The 14,635-nt window shown below is 42.1% G+C and carries 13 protein-coding genes; 9 read left to right on the forward strand and 4 right to left on the reverse strand.

Features of this window, described 5'->3' with window-relative positions; translation table 11 throughout:
• Window positions 1–768 precede the first annotated feature (768 nt).
• Window positions 769–1,455 (forward strand): Fic family protein, encoded by a 687-nt coding sequence (locus tag HMPREF0519_RS03660; RefSeq protein ID WP_003634770.1) that lies wholly within the window; start codon window positions 769–771, stop codon window positions 1,453–1,455.
• A 61-nt stretch (window positions 1,456–1,516) separates the two neighbouring features.
• Here HMPREF0519_RS03660 and eutC read toward each other — a convergent pair whose 3' ends face one another.
• Genes eutC through HMPREF0519_RS03675 form a run of 3 tightly spaced genes read right to left on the reverse strand, consistent with a single transcriptional unit; the run spans window position 1,517 to window position 5,163 of the window.
• Window positions 1,517–2,362, reverse strand: coding sequence for an ethanolamine ammonia-lyase subunit EutC (gene eutC / locus HMPREF0519_RS03665; protein WP_003634771.1), 846 nt, complete (start codon window positions 2,360–2,362; stop codon window positions 1,517–1,519).
• Entirely contained in the window at window positions 2,363–3,739 is a 1,377-nt protein-coding gene (locus HMPREF0519_RS03670) for an ethanolamine ammonia-lyase subunit EutB (protein ID WP_003634773.1), read from the reverse strand.
• A 14-nt stretch (window positions 3,740–3,753) separates the two neighbouring features.
• The gene (locus HMPREF0519_RS03675) at window positions 3,754–5,163 is read right to left on the reverse strand and encodes an ethanolamine ammonia-lyase reactivating factor EutA (protein WP_003634775.1); all 1,410 of its coding nucleotides are present in this window, start codon (window positions 5,161–5,163) and stop codon (window positions 3,754–3,756) included.
• A 166-nt stretch (window positions 5,164–5,329) separates the two neighbouring features.
• Here HMPREF0519_RS03675 and HMPREF0519_RS03680 point away from each other — a divergent pair, with 166 nt between their 5' ends.
• Window positions 5,330–6,958, forward strand: a complete 1,629-nt coding sequence (locus HMPREF0519_RS03680; RefSeq protein ID WP_003634777.1) for an amino acid permease — start codon at window positions 5,330–5,332, stop codon at window positions 6,956–6,958.
• A 67-nt stretch (window positions 6,959–7,025) separates the two neighbouring features.
• Here the strand turns inward: HMPREF0519_RS03680 and HMPREF0519_RS03685 are convergent, their stop codons facing one another.
• Window positions 7,026–7,307, reverse strand: a complete 282-nt coding sequence (locus HMPREF0519_RS03685; protein ID WP_003634780.1) for a hypothetical protein — start codon at window positions 7,305–7,307, stop codon at window positions 7,026–7,028.
• Window positions 7,308–7,565: 258 nt separating this feature from the next.
• On the opposite strand from HMPREF0519_RS03685, the gene HMPREF0519_RS03690 reads away from it, so the two are divergent.
• The 7 genes from HMPREF0519_RS03690 to HMPREF0519_RS03710 all read left to right on the forward strand — a co-directional run bounded on the left by HMPREF0519_RS03690 (window position 7,566) and on the right by HMPREF0519_RS03710 (window position 14,396).
• Window positions 7,566–7,904, forward strand: coding sequence for a hypothetical protein (locus tag HMPREF0519_RS03690; RefSeq protein WP_003557695.1), 339 nt, complete (start codon window positions 7,566–7,568; stop codon window positions 7,902–7,904).
• 185 nt (window positions 7,905–8,089) lie between these two features.
• On the forward strand, window positions 8,090–9,535 hold the full coding sequence (locus HMPREF0519_RS03695) for an MFS transporter (protein WP_190870483.1): 1,446 nt from the start codon (window positions 8,090–8,092) through the stop codon (window positions 9,533–9,535).
• A 521-nt stretch (window positions 9,536–10,056) separates the two neighbouring features.
• Entirely contained in the window at window positions 10,057–10,530 is a 474-nt protein-coding gene (locus HMPREF0519_RS03700) for a FeoA family protein (protein ID WP_003634782.1), read from the forward strand.
• Between the two features lie 9 nt (window positions 10,531–10,539).
• A complete protein-coding gene (gene feoB, locus HMPREF0519_RS03705; RefSeq protein ID WP_404803324.1) occupies window positions 10,540–12,651 on the forward strand; it encodes a ferrous iron transport protein B in 2,112 nt (703 codons plus the stop codon).
• Window positions 12,652–12,703: 52 nt separating this feature from the next.
• Window positions 12,704–12,874, forward strand: coding sequence for a FeoB-associated Cys-rich membrane protein (locus HMPREF0519_RS13260; RefSeq protein WP_003557702.1), 171 nt, complete (start codon window positions 12,704–12,706; stop codon window positions 12,872–12,874).
• A gap of 57 nt (window positions 12,875–12,931) precedes the next feature.
• A complete protein-coding gene (locus tag HMPREF0519_RS13830) occupies window positions 12,932–13,078 on the forward strand; it encodes a hypothetical protein (protein WP_003557704.1) in 147 nt (48 codons plus the stop codon).
• 376 nt (window positions 13,079–13,454) lie between these two features.
• Window positions 13,455–14,396: an acid shock protein gene (locus tag HMPREF0519_RS03710; protein ID WP_003634784.1), complete on the forward strand. Its 942-nt coding sequence runs from the start codon at window positions 13,455–13,457 to the stop codon at window positions 14,394–14,396.
• Window positions 14,397–14,635 lie beyond the last annotated feature (239 nt).

A 14,635-nucleotide genomic window follows, 5' to 3' on the forward strand; every position in this document is an offset into this window, starting at 1 on the left:
TCTTAAGACTTTGTTAAGACACCTATACCATAACATTTTTCTACGCTCGATTTGTAACAAGCTTGTTACAAATTTGGCGTTTCGATCACTAAGAAGGAATGGGCTTTGAAAGCTGAAATAGTAGTCTTAAGGAGTTCTTAAGAATTTGAGGCTGGTGAAATAGCGTGTCATTTGAAATGTTTTTGTAACATAGAAAGAGAAAAGTTATATTATTGTGATAAAAGAAATAACGCTTTCTAAATGATCAATCCACTTATATTAATTAAAAAGTAATGGGAAGACTTTTGAAATTTATATCAAGTGAGGGTGACGTAATATTGCCTATTTATCCGAAATGACATGTCAATGTTACGATTGATGCTGGAATTAAAAGAGGTTATGATAAATTTGAAGTGTGCGGATCAAAACGATTAGCATCTCGCATTACCATCAGGCAATTAAAAAGCCGGGATCTGAACTAAATATTGTGGGGCCAACACCAGAAACGGTTATTGAAGCGATTGAGTTCAAAACAGATGGTTAGGTGATCGAAGTACAGTGGCATCCAAAATTTTTATTTGAAACAATGCCAGAAGAGAAGAAACTCTTCGAGAGTTCTATACACGGCTGTAATGATCGAATACAACTTAACCAAGTTAATAATAATGATTTAAAAATGGTTGATTTTAGTAGACGGAAACGGATAGAACCACTTATGATTTAAGTTGTGTTTCTATTTGCGAAACCGCTATTAGAGCTGCATGATTAAATTGAGGGAGAAATCGGAGAATGAATTTTGCGGACAAAACAAAATTAACGCAACTCGAAAATCAAAAATTAGCGATTAAAGAAATGATTCGCTTAGTATATTCAACTTCCAGATTCGAAGATAACAAGGCAACAATTCGGGAAACCGAAACGATTATTTTGGGATCCGATGTTTATGGTCTTTCAACAAGGGACATGAAGATTATTCGGCAACTTCAAAGTGCGGTCGAATTAATAATTAGAAACAGCAAGCCCTATTCTCTGGCAGTTAGCCATGCCATTAACGGCTTGGTCGCAGAGGGCGAGTCGGTTGCTTGGGGAATGCTGCGCACTGGCAAAGTTAAAATTGGTGGGACGGACTATATTCCAATGATCCCGGTTTATGATCAGGTAGTGGCTGATCTTACCGAAATAATGATGACCGATCAATCCGCAACCTGGAAAGCCTTAAAGGTGATGCTTTATATTATGCATAGCCAGTTGTATTGGGATGGCAATAAGCGGACCGCTCTTCTATCTGCGAATTATATTTTAACTCAGAACGGTGCCGGACTCTTAATCATTGATGACGAGCATATGACGGCTTTTTATCGCCTGCTGAATGGTTATTATAATACCGGCCGTGGTGAAACGTTAATGAATTGGCTGTACGAAACTTGTATTGTAACTGATAGGGCGTTGAATACGAAAAAGGAATCATTTAACTAAAAAAGCTCCCTATCATCTACCATCCCTTCTCGGGTGGTTGATGATGGGGAGCTTTTTAGATCTAATTTTTTAAGGCTTCTTTTAAATCCAATCCGGATTTCTTAAGTGTCAGCATATTCCAAATTGTTTCCGCAATATAGGCGCCCGCTTCGACAGCAGGAATACCACCGGGATGGATATTTGAAATGACTGTTCGTCTGGCTTCAGCCATTCCGACGGTTGGTTGATAAGCGATGTAGGCACTCATTGACTTTGGTGTTACCAATCCGGGACGTTCCCCAATTAAGAGGCAGACAACTTTTGCATGGGTCAGCTCTCCCAGTTGGTCTTCAACAGCGACCCTTGAAAATCGAATAAAGGGAATCGTGTTGATTGCAATATCATGAAGCTTCAATCCCTGCTTAATGGCCGGGATGACATCACCGACGTTTGCCGTAATGGCCTCGGAGCTCAATCCATCACCGACAGCGAGTAAAACGGAGGGGCCCTTGTCGATGAGTTGAGTAACTTTGGCTGCAGCAGCTATCGATAATTGACGACCGTGATCGGGGCGGGTGAGGTATTCGGTCTCGTCTTGACACTGGGATTGCAATGGCAGCATGTTCATTGATTGAATAAACTTGGACGGTACATCCGCCCACACAGAATCCTGAGCAGCCGCATGATCGGCTCTTAGTCGTAAAACGGAACGGGTTTTGTAACGCAACCCCGCCCGGCCCATCCCGAGCCTTGCGGGAGTGGTTTCCTTTAATGAGAGGTAGGCATCTCTATTTGCTGGATGGTCAACCATTAATTGCGTGTTTAAATGGACTGAACGAATATCGATCAACTCGTTATTGGCGTTGACAGGAAGCGGTTGAACTTGTGGTGGTGTGAGTGATTGATTTTGGGCTTTAAGTACTTTCATTTACATCGACTCCTTTTCCATAAAAATTGAGGCGTCCCCTGCTTTGCTGGTTAAGCGGCCATTTTGACTAATGCCGATTTTTTCCATCCAAGTCTCAAATTCGGGAATCGGGTGAAGATTCAGCAGTTCCCTAATAGTTGCAGTTTCTTGAAAACCGGTTGATTGGTAATTGAGCATGACATCGTCTGCTTGGGGAACGCCCATGATATAAGTGCAACCGGCATTTGCCAGAAGCAACGCCAGATTTTCAATATCATTTTGATCAGCTTTCATGTGGTTGGTATAACAGACATCACATCCCATTGCCAAGCCACTGAGTTTGCCCATGAAATGGTCTTCCAGACCGGCTCTGGTAACCTGTTTGGCATCGTACAGATATTCCGGTCCAATGAAACCAACCACGGTGTTGACAATAAATGGATCAAAGTGACGGGCAAACCCGTAGCAGCGAGCTTCCATTGTGACTTGGTCGGCACCAAAATTGGCATCGGATGATAATTCAGATCCTTGACCGGTTTCAAAATACATCACGTTTTGCCCCTTGTTTTGCAACGCTTGTTTTCCTAACTGGTTAGCTTGGGCGATCAAGTGCTGATCAATTCCAAAAGCAGTGTTTGCCTTTTGCGAGCCGGCGATGGATTGAAAAATCAGCCCAGCCGGAGCACCATCTTCAATGGCCTGCATCTGGGTAGTGACGTGAGCCAAGACACAAGTTTGGGTTGGTACCTGCCAGCGGGTCACAAATTCATTGAAAGTATTAAGAATGGCGGTTACACCGGAGACGGTATCATTAACCGGGTTTAATCCAATGACGGCATCCCCGATCCCCATACTTAACCCCTCCATTGTGGAGGCCATAATGCCACGAAGATTGTCTGTAGGATGATTGGGCTGTAAACGTGATGAGAAAGTTCCGGGTCGGCCAATGGTTGTATTGGCGGTCTTTTCATTAATAATTTTTTTAGCAGCGGTAATCAAATCAAGGTTTGTCATGAGCTTACATACTCCAGCAATCATCTCGGAGGTTAACCCTTGTGAGAGGTAGTGAATTATGTCATTGGTTGTTGTCGTTGCCAATAACCATTCCCGAAGTTGTTCGAATGTCCAGCCTTTTATTTGTCTGAAAACCAACGGGTCCAAATCATCGATAATCATTCGGGTGACTTCATCATGATCGTAGTCAACAGCGGGATGTTCATACACATCATTTAGAGTCAGCTGTGACAAAACGACTTTTGCGGCGACTCGTTCCTGCATGTTGTGGGCAGCAATGCCTGCAAGGGTGTCGCCGGACTTTTCTTCGTTTGCTTTTGCCATGACGTCTTTGACGGATTTGAATTGATAATGCTTGCCGGAAAGAATTGTTTTTAGAATCATTTTGATCACTCCATTCAATTAAATGCCAATGTTTTGATGATGAGGGGAAGTGCCTGACCGTTTGCAACTGGTCGACCGATATCGATGTAGTCGCCGTCTTTGGTCGAAACGGCATCTAAGCAGACCAGTGGGTAATCTTTGGGAATATGTTCGCGAAAACAATTGCCGAAGAACAGTGCCACATTTTTCTCCATTAAAATAACCAGAGGAACTTTCATACGAATCAAGTTGGTCAACCCTGATGCCAAATCGGCGGCTTGCTTGGCGACTGCTTGGAAGCTGGTGCCGACGTGTTGCAGAGTAATTCCAATTGCTGCTAATTCTGGCAGGTCGTATAGCATGAGCCTGTCTTCAATAATCGGATTAATATCGGTGATCTTCGATTGATCAAGGCTGATCACGGGCACGTTTCTTAAAGGGAGGACATTGCTCGAATAGCGGATCGTACTGCCACTTACGGTAACGGTTTGTGAGCCTGCTCCGATAACGGTTGCCCCGATGGTCTCTGTGGGATGACCGATATGTTTAGCCTTAAAGAATGCCGAGGTCTTAATGGCGTGTCCAAGCAGGATGCCGATGTCACCATATTTGAATGGATTTGTGGGTAATTTTGAAAAGAAACAATCGGAAACACCACCTGAAAATGTGATCAGGGCGTCTTGATTAACGGGATGATTCATTGGGTCTGTTTGAAGAAGATTGTAGAAAGGCGCCGGCTGAGTACCGCCGACCATCTTGACCAAGGCCCGCACCATTTCGTTAATTAATGGCTGAAGGATGGCCGGGGTTGCAGTGTCTCCCAGGTGAATGGGGAGCGCCAGTCTTGAAATGATTCTTTGAATCTTTGGAGCAATGTATGTAATTTGACGATGATCGTTAACCCGGATAAGCCGACCCCCAATATCAAAGCAGGCGGTATCCATGCAGTTGCCATTTTTGAAGTAAGCCAGGTTGGTGGTTCCGCCACCTATATCCAGATTAATAACCGGTATTTCGGGATGTTTTTCCAGCAATGCTTGATTTGCGCCCTTGCCGGCAATGAAGCTTTCCAGCCTTGGACCTGCAGTTGCACAAACAAAATTACCGGCAAACTGGCTCAATGATTGAAGAATGCGTCTGGCATTTTGCTTACGAGCGGTTTCTCCCGTCATGATAATGGCACCCATTTTCAGATCGGCCTTATTAATCTTGGCGATTTGATACTGATGGGCAACAAATGCCTGAAGTGCCTCCTGATTGATCTTCTTTGCGTCAACTAAGGGTGTAAAGATAACCGGACTTCGATAATTGATTTGTTTATCAACGATCTGAACATGAGGCAAACTGGAGAAAGCTTCGGTATTTTGAATTGAAAGCTGCGCCAACACCAGAGATGTTGTGGTTGTCCCGATGTCGATTCCTACCGTTTGAATGGTCTCCGGCATAATGTCATTCCTTTCTTTTATGTCAAAAAATTATGACATGATTTGTTGACAAAATAGTAGACAAGTCTCATTTAATTAAAAAATAGCTTGCTATTTCTAATCTATGTCATATAATGTAACACATAAACGAACGAAATGGTATATATTTTAGGAGGATGGGCGGAAAATGATTATTTTTGGATTGATCGTCATTTTTGTCACCATCATAACGATGCTGGCAATTCTGGTAAAAGCAACAGATTCGGTTAGAAAGTGGAAACTGCAGTCTGGAAGCTTGTTTCAAATCTCAAAGTCGTTTGGTTATAAGCAAGAATTAATTCGTGATATGGGCGGCTTTTCAAATTTTGCCGTTTCGTTTTCAATTATTTCGATTTTGACCGGTGCGGTTTCTTATTATGGTTATGGTTTTAGCAATGGTGGTCCGGCAATGATGGGTATTGGCTGGCCACTTGTCACGTTCTTTGTCCTGTTTGTGGCTGCTGCAATGGCTGAATTAACATCGGCCATTCCGACTTCAGGTGCGATTTACCATTGGGCATCCATTTTGGGCGGGTCGACTTGGGGATGGTTTACCGGATGGCTAAATGTTATCGGGCAGGTAACCATTGTTGCCGGAATTGATTATGGTTGTGCGACTTTTGCTTCAAACCTTCTTTTTACCCATCCAAGTAAATCACTATTTCTGATGACTTATGCGGTGATCCTTGGCAGCCATGCTATTTTAAATCATGTGGGTATTAATATTGTGTCAAAATTGAATTCGATTTCTGCTATTTACCATGTGATTGGTGTCTTTCTAATTATTGGGGTACTGGTCGTACTTGGACCACAACATAGTGGAACCTATTTATTCCATACTTTTTCTACGACAACTTCTCAATCAATGCCTTATTGGGGTGCTTTTCTGATTGGGCTGTTGCAAGCTCAGTGGACATTAACAGGTTATGATGCCTCTGCTCATACCAGTGAAGAAACAATGAATCCTCGTATTCAAGCACCATGGGGTGTTTATCTGTCAGTTGCGATTTCTGGTATTTTTGGTTTTCTGTTACTATCACTGGTAACTGTCTCGATTAAAAATCCAACGGCGGTTGCCAATGCCGGTAATAATGCTTTTATCGTCGCAATTGAGCAAGCAGCGGGGCCGCGATTGGGAAGTGCGATGCTTTGGCTGGTCACAATTGCAATGTGGTTCTGTGGGTGTTCATCGGTAACCTCATCATCCCGGATGGTATACGCATTCAGTCGGGATGGCGGCTTGCCATTTTCAAATCAACTCAAGAAAATTTCCAGTAAATTTCACACTCCGACGATTGCCATTTGGCTGATTGTTATTCTAGCATTTCTGTTCGGAACCTCTGATGGTGTTTACGCAGCTATCGGTACGATGAGTGTCATTGGTCTTTATGGGTCTTATCTGGTACCGATTGCTTTAAAACTAAGGGCAAGACTTCTTCATGTGTGGACTAAAAAGGACGATGGTCCATGGAGCCTTGGCAGTTGGAGCGTTGCGGTCAGCTCGATTGCTTGTGGTTGGATTGTCTTTTTGATCTTACTCATGATCTTTTCACCGACCGATGTTCAGCTTACTTCAAATATGGTGTTACACTATGCGACCGGTAAAATTTTTGTGGCTGTTTTGATTGTCTTGATTATTGATTTTGTTGTTTATGCAAGACGTCATTTCACAGGCCCCAAACTGGGATCATATGAAGCACTAAATAAACAATTAACGACAGGTCAACGTGGTCAATCGTTGACACCAGAAGTTGATTCGGAAACTCGAAAAAAATAACTCGTGAAATAAAAATCGTCATTAGTTGCCTCCTATCCGAGGCAACTAATGACGATTTTTTTGATCATTAATTTTTAAAAATACCTATAATTTTATCCAACCAACCGGATGCATCTACTTGGTCTTTCAGGTCTTCAAGCGATCCGGTTACTTTTGAGGTTGTTTCTTCACCGAAATTTTGGACGTGATCGGTTACACTGGAAACGTCAAAATCTGCCAGCATATCAGTGGCGTTGGTCAGATGATTGCCGAGTCCTTCAGCGTTTTCCTGCAAAAAAGTCCGGGCTTGTTCAAGGTGGCCTGCATCGAGTAATCCTTGAAACTGACTAAATAAGTCTTCTGGTGTCATTGAACTCCTCCGTTTCTGGAAGTCATAGTGGCATCTGGCGTTAAAATATAATCTTTATGATGATAGTTTAGCATGTGGCGTATGACTGCGACAATCGAAATGACCTATTTGTGACGTGGCTTTTGCCGGTTAATGATAGGTACAAACGGTTTGGTAGAATAGGCGATTATCTTTTTACACAACCTTTACATCAAATTTACAGGATTGTGCAATTGCCGCGCTATTATCAAGGTGGAGATAGAAGTGGGGTGATGTGAAATGTTTAGGAAATTTCTATTTATCGTCACTGTTGGATTACTGTTGTTTGCCGGACTTGTCACGGTACCGTCATCGCATGCAAGCACGTTACCCGGATATTATTCATCATATTGGTACAAGCCTCGTCTTATTCACATTAAATATCCGGTCTATGTTTATCAGGTTAATCCGGAAAATTCACGGACAAACCAAAAAATGGTGTTGTTGGAGGATTCCAAGGTCCAAGCGGAAAACGATACAACTTTTGGCTGGGTTGTTAAGGCACCGTATCTGCAGCAAAAAAGAGGCTATATTTGGATTGTAAAGGGTCATTATAGCCAAGATTGGATAAAGTGGTAAGTGTTAGAATCAGCCGATTAAAAAGATCAAGGAGAAAATGGCCTTGATCTTTTTTTGTGACGACTTTTCCAAGTCGATATGCTCAAACTTTTCCTATGTTAGTGTTATAAATGTTAGTGAAAATGTTGATAGCGCTTTTTTAAAGATACGATTGATCGCATCAATGAGTCAAAGGGGGAAGAATGATGGCTGATAGTCGGGGGAAAAATCTATCTATTATTGGTGTCCTGGGGATGTTTTCATTTTTGACATCTCTGTCAGGTTCCAGCACAAATTTGGCAATTCCCAAGATTGCCATTTCAATGAATATTTCGAGTAGCGCCGCAACTTGGATTGTCCAAATCGGGCTGATTACAACGGCCATATTATTGGTGATGTTTGGCCATATTGGCGACATCTTATCAAAGAACGCCGTCTTTTTAGCCGGCGGTATTGCCTTTTTAATTGGATCGACAATTACAGGGTTTGCACCGGATTTTATCACCATTTTGATTGGCCGGGTAATTCAGGCGATTGGCGCGGCTATGATTATGGCTAATTCAATGGGGATTGTGACGCAATATTTTCCGGATAATAAACGGGCTGAAGCTTTGGCGATGATTTCCATGTTTATTTCGGTTGGGTCGATTTCCGGACCCGGAATCGGTGGTTTTATTATTTCCGTTTCGAGCTGGCGATGGATTTACTGGATTAATATTCCGTTAGGTATTTTAGTCCTTTGGCTGGGCTTTAAATTTCTGCCAATTCCCAAAGAATCCTGGGCACACATTAAAGAAGTAACCAAGGGCGCCAATTGGACAGGGCAAAACTTATTCACAATTGGCATCATTTTGTTCTTCTTAAGTGGGTCATTCTTTCAAAGTGGGCGTGATCACTTACTGATGGGGCTTGCTTTCTTCATTGTCGGTGGCGCAATCACGGTTTACTCGTTCATTCAGGATGATAAATCAAATCTGCCGTGGATTGCACCTGAGGTTCTTCGAAACAAAGGCTTCATGACATCGATTTTTGCGTTGAGTTTAGAGATGTTGGTTAATGCCATATCAAACATTTTGTTACCATTCTATCTGCAGAGTTACAACGGTATGAGTCCGTTCGCCAGTGGGCTGGTTATTATGCTCCAATCGGTCATGATGTTGATTACCACACCCTTTGCCGGCGTTCTGGCGGATAAAATTAACCGGGAGTTGATGACGGTTATCGGCTTGGCAATTTTGATGTTTTCACAAGTCGGTTATGCGTTTTTCCCGGATCATTTGGATATGATGAAGATTATTCCGCCAATTGTTTTGAACGGTATGGGCATTGCCATCTTCCTGTCACCAAATAACGCTTTGACAATGGGGATGGTTGATAAAAAGCTTTCTGGAATTGCCGGATCGTTTAATTCCTTTGCCCGGACGTTGGGAATGACAATCGGAATCAGCTTTGCATCATCGGCACTATTCTTCCAGTTGCCGGGCGTTACCCGAATTACGCCGGCGGTTGGTGATAAATTTGTTCAGGCATTCTACAATGTCTTCTGGATTGCAACAGCAATTTCCGGATTGGCACTTGCTGTGGTTTTGATAAGATATTTGAAATCAAGAAAAGAACCGGTTAAGAAAGATTCGGCTAAAGAATCAGCCTAAGAATAAGGGCTCGATAGTAAAACGCTGTTTGGAAATGAGTCTCATTTTCCAAACAGCGTTTTTTGATACAACTTGTTAGGCGAAGATGTTAAAAGTGGTTCATAAAAAAGTAGCCGGCCCATGTCAGCCGACTACTTTGTCGTGCAGTATTTTCATTTACAGTCCCGCTGCACTCGAAGACTTACGAATAAAATGACTAATACTTATTAGAGTAACATTAAAAGAGTTACTCACTTAACACTGAGTATACGAGGAAAAAATCCTGATTTCAATCATTTTCAGGATATTTTTTTGAATATGATCGCTTAATATACAATCGGGCGCTATCCGGGATGTTTAGAATCATTATCACTAGATAATTAGAATAATACTCATTTTTCTTATCGTATTGACATTTTTGGCTTTTACATTTAATATTTGTTTATCACATATACCACAATAATGTATTTAGTGGTAGGAAAACAAAAGATTTCTACATATTTAAATATTCCAAAATTATAAATTGAAAAGAGTGATCAACTATGGAAGCATTATCAGAAGCCAAACACAGAGGTGAATACATTATTATGAACGTCTTGGGTGACAAGGCAATTGTTCGCCGATTATCTGAAATGGGGATGATTTCTGGGAAGAAGGTCACAGTGATCTCTCTTTCGACGGATTCAAGCGGCATGATGATTTATTTTCAGGGCCAGCGCTTGGCCATCAGTTTGGATATTGCTGAACGAATTGTCGTACGGGATATTAAGGAAAAAGCCGGCGACAAGTTGCATTCACTGTCTGACTTGAAAATGGGCAAGACCGGAATCGTCCGGAAGATGGTCGGTGATCGAGCATTGCGCCGCAGGCTATTAGACATGGGATTAACCAATAACACCATGATTAAAGTTAATCAAATTGCACCACTTGGAGATCCGATCGAATTGATGGTTCGCGGCTATAAATTGAGTTTGCGTAAGCGTGATGCCAGTTGCGTTTTAATCGAGGAGGTGTAATGAATGGAAATGTCTTCGCTTGCATTGGTTGGAAACCCTAACAGTGGTAAAACCACATTATTTAACGCACTAACCGGTTCCAATCAACATATAGGCAATTGGCCGGGCGTGACCGTGGAACGAAAGAGCGGCCAGCTTAAGTCCGATAAGAGTATGATTGTTCAAGACCTGCCTGGTATTTATTCCCTGTCACCCTATAGTTCCGAAGAATTGGTCACCCGAAAGTATCTACTTGATGATCTTCCGAGCGAAATCTTGGATGTCGTTGATTCAACCAACTTGGAACGCAATCTTTATTTAACTCTGCAATTAATGGAAACCGGTATTCCATTGCTACTTATTTTAAACATGATGGATATTTTGAAGAAACAGCACCATCGGCGTATTAACCTCAAAAAATTATCATACATATTGGATGTCCCAGTGGTCAGCATCAGTGCGTTGAAGAAACAGAATCTGGATCAATTAACTGAAAAAATTCGGGAAAGGGATGCAGAAGATCATCAATACGCCTACCCGGAATATGATCCACGGTTAGAGTCCGCACTATCAATGATTCAGGATCAATTGACGGGCCAATTTCCAGACAACGAATTGCGATGGTATGCCATTAAAGTTTTTGAACGGGATGAAGCAGTTAGCCGGACAATGTCATTTACCGAGCAGCAGCAGCGGGAAATTGAAGCCACTATCAAGGCAACTGAAAAAATCTTTGATGACAACAGCGACAGTATTGTTGTGAATGCCAGATATGATTTTATTGCTAAAATCATTGAAATGTGTGTTGTCGATACGGATGACTTTAAGATGTCGATGAGTGACAGAGTTGATCGAATCGTCACTAATCGTTGGCTGGCACTGCCAATCTTTGTACTTGTCATGTGGGCGGTTTACTACCTCTCTATTCAAACGATCGGCACGATCGGCAGTGACTGGGTCAATAATACCTTGTTCGGCGCATGGATTCCCAACGCGATGACGAGTCTTTTGAATGCCATGGGAGTAGCAGCCTGGTTGAAAGGATTGATTGTTAACGGCATTATTGGTGGGATCGGATCAGTACTTGGTTTCCTGCCACAAGTGATGATGCTGTTTCTATGTTTGGGCATTCTTGAAGATTGTGGTTACATGGCACGAATCGCCTTTGTGATGGATCGCATCTTTCACCGTTTTAATTTATCTGGAAAATCCTTTATTCCCATGCTAATCGCAACCGGTTGCGGTGTACCGGGGATTATAGCGACTCGAACGATTGAAAGCGAAAAGGATCGCCGAATGACGATTATGTTAACTACTTTCATGCCATGCTCGGCCAAGCTAACGGTCATTGCGCTGATTAGTGGGACCTTTTTCCCTCACAACAGCTGGGTGGCACCTTCTGCTTATTTCTTGGGGATACTAACAGTGGTCTGCTCAGGGATCTTTTTGAAAAAGACAAAGTTATTTCGTGGCGCGCCGGCACCTTTTGTCATGGAATTGCCGGCTTATCATTTTCCTAAGCTGACCAATACACTTCAAAGTGTTTGGTTCCGGGCTCACGCCTTTATTATGAAAGCTGGCACGATTATCTTTCTGTCATGCGTTGTGATCTGGTTTCTTCAAAGCTTTAACTTTAGGCTGCAGATGGTCGATCAAAATCATAGTATTTTGCAAACTTTGGGGTCGCTTTTGGCACCGTTATTTGCACCACTCGGTTTTGGAGATTGGCATGCGACAGTGGCAGTGATTGCCGGCCTGATTGCCAAAGAGAACTGCGTTGGCACACTGCATATTACCTTTGCCGGCAGCAACCTCAGTTTTGCAGACGCCCTTCGCTCAACCTATTCACCAATGGCCGGATATGCGTTTCTGGCATTCAACTTATTATGTGCCCCGTGTTTTGCAGCGATCGGCACAATGTACAAAGAGTTTGGGGATGCCGGTTGGACTTGGCGGGCTGTTGGTTATCAAACGCTGGTTGCTTATATGGTCGCTACGATCATATATCAGAGTTCACAAGTCTTTTCCGCCAATTTCTCACCGGTTGGCCTGACGGTTGCGGTTCTTGCATTGGGAATGGTGGTTTATGGTTTGTTCATTAAACGTGAACGACCGGATTTGGGTATTAATGTTAGTGCTTAGTTGTTAAAAAAAGTTCGACGCAAAATGTCACGATTTGGAAGGAGTCAATCTTATGGGCACGCTTATTGTTGCAATTATTGTATTTGGGTTGGTTGGATTCACATTCTATGTCCGCTTTCTCAAGAAGGGGTCTAAGGGGAGCTGTCATGAGTGTGCAGATGTTGGCTGTCCGTTAGCTGATCGGGCCAAGATGGTTAAAAATAAACGAATAAAAACGGAATAAAATTTAAGTATATTTGAAATGCACTCGTAGTGTTACTTAAGAAGGGGTTGTCGATGAATGGAACTTATCATGGTTTTTAGTCTTTGGCTGTTCAGTGTTTTTATTGGGTTGTCGATTGAAGGGATTGCTTATTGGCGAGGAAAATTAACTTTGTCGGATGATGATTATAAGGATTTTTCCGATCGGATCACGAAGGCTAAATGAGGTGGCGTCGTTCAGAATGGATTTAGCTAAGAACAAACAAACTTATTATTAGGAGAACAGGGGGGGTAAGGGATTGATAGTCGTTGGATGATTACAAAAAGATGGCCGGAATAAATAGCTTATTCTGGCTTTTTTTATGGCATCAATAGACACGGATAAAGTATATTTGTAATAACCGTGTATACTATTAACTAGTGTACTATTAATATAAAATATGCATTGTTAGTTAATGTATTTTGATTACTTGATTTCAAAAAGACGGTAAACATTGACAAGCAATCTTTAAAAAGTATGAATAATCTTTGTGTTTTTCACCGGATATGTTATATAATAAGAGCCGTTCAGGGAATATTTTTATTAATTTGGAGGGGTAATTATGAACAAAGCACTTAAGAAAGTTACATTACTTAGTGCTGCCGTCTTAGGTCTTTCTGGCGCTGCATTTGCAGCTCAACCAGCAACTACTGCTTCTGCTAAAACAGAAACAACAGCTGTTGCAAAGGCCCATGCTAAGAAGGCAACATCTAAGAAAGCAAAAGCAGCTGCCAAGAAGAAGGCTGCTGCTAAGAAAGCAGCCGCAAAGAAGGCAGCTGCCAAAAAAGCCGCTGCTAAAAAAGCCGCTGAAAACAAAGCATCTCTAGCCGCAGCCGCATCAGCAGCTGCAGCCGCTAAAGCTGCCGAAGCTAAGAAGGTTGGTACACCAGCTACTGCTTCATCATCAAGTGTTGCAGCACCTGTTGCTTCAACTTCATCATCAGCTCCTTACGTATCAGTTGGTACTAGTCAAACTACTGTTGACAGTACTTTCAACATTGAAGGTTACAGTCAAGCTACTGGTGGTAAGCAAGTTGCTCATGCACAATGGACAATTCCTCTATGGAACGGTAACGTTAACTGGAATAATGCCGTTAACACATTCAACCGTGATCGTACTGTAATGGGTAACAAGAATGATGTTATTCCTGCAAACACCTTGAAAGCTGCTTTGAAGAATGACGGCTTCAACCAAGTTTACATGAAGATCACACCAACTATCTTACCTCGTCTTGCAGGTGGATGGCTTGATAATGTTGACTCATTGACTGGTGTTTACATGAAGTTCAACTTGGATACTGACAGTATTCCAAATAATGTTCACTATGGTGACACTGTTCGCTTAGGCTACACTGTTGATGATTCAGCATTGTACACCAAGTCTGCTGGTGACACTAAGAATGAAAATTCAAGTGCCAATGCTGATGGTTACATCGGTATGACTATCTATCGTCAATGGGTAAAGACCATTCTTGATATGTATGTTGTTAACCCATACCTATAATGATTAGTTAGTTTAATAAAAAAAGGCATTTCCTTTGGGAAATGTCTTTTTTTGATCCTTAAAAAGGAAGCTGCGCATCACTGCAGCTTCTTTTGGAGGACGGCATCTTTGAGGGGGGAGATGTCTTTTTATTTGAAGGGATAATCATGAAATTTGTTAAGAAATCAATTCATTATTGGAGGGCAATTATTTAATGACTCATTTATGGGTGGCATCACTTCTTTCAATTAGTATTGATA

The sequence above is a fragment of the Lentilactobacillus hilgardii DSM 20176 = ATCC 8290 genome, from assembly GCF_000159315.1.
Taxonomy (GTDB): Bacteria; Bacillota; Bacilli; order Lactobacillales; family Lactobacillaceae; genus Lentilactobacillus; species Lentilactobacillus hilgardii.

Excerpts from the sequence above, each read along its gene's own strand:
- HMPREF0519_RS03690 (WP_003557695.1), top strand. The coding sequence starts at position 7,566 with ATGTTTAGGAAATTTCTATTTATCGTCACTGTTGGATTACTGTTGTTT.
- HMPREF0519_RS03670 (WP_003634773.1), bottom strand. The coding sequence starts at position 3,739 with ATGATTCTAAAAACAATTCTTTCCGGCAAGCATTATCAATTCAAATCC.
- HMPREF0519_RS03675 (WP_003634775.1), bottom strand. The coding sequence starts at position 5,163 with ATGCCGGAGACCATTCAAACGGTAGGAATCGACATCGGGACAACCACA.
- HMPREF0519_RS03700 (WP_003634782.1), top strand. The coding sequence starts at position 10,057 with ATGGAAGCATTATCAGAAGCCAAACACAGAGGTGAATACATTATTATG.
- HMPREF0519_RS13260 (WP_003557702.1), top strand. The coding sequence starts at position 12,704 with ATGGGCACGCTTATTGTTGCAATTATTGTATTTGGGTTGGTTGGATTC.
- eutC (WP_003634771.1), bottom strand. The coding sequence starts at position 2,362 with ATGAAAGTACTTAAAGCCCAAAATCAATCACTCACACCACCACAAGTT.
- HMPREF0519_RS03660 (WP_003634770.1), top strand. The coding sequence starts at position 769 with ATGAATTTTGCGGACAAAACAAAATTAACGCAACTCGAAAATCAAAAA.
- HMPREF0519_RS03680 (WP_003634777.1), top strand. The coding sequence starts at position 5,330 with ATGATTATTTTTGGATTGATCGTCATTTTTGTCACCATCATAACGATG.
- HMPREF0519_RS03685 (WP_003634780.1), bottom strand. The coding sequence starts at position 7,307 with ATGACACCAGAAGACTTATTTAGTCAGTTTCAAGGATTACTCGATGCA.
- HMPREF0519_RS13830 (WP_003557704.1), top strand. The coding sequence starts at position 12,932 with ATGGAACTTATCATGGTTTTTAGTCTTTGGCTGTTCAGTGTTTTTATT.
- HMPREF0519_RS03710 (WP_003634784.1), top strand. The coding sequence starts at position 13,455 with ATGAACAAAGCACTTAAGAAAGTTACATTACTTAGTGCTGCCGTCTTA.
- feoB (WP_404803324.1), top strand. The coding sequence starts at position 10,540 with ATGTCTTCGCTTGCATTGGTTGGAAACCCTAACAGTGGTAAAACCACA.
- HMPREF0519_RS03695 (WP_190870483.1), top strand. The coding sequence starts at position 8,090 with ATGGCTGATAGTCGGGGGAAAAATCTATCTATTATTGGTGTCCTGGGG.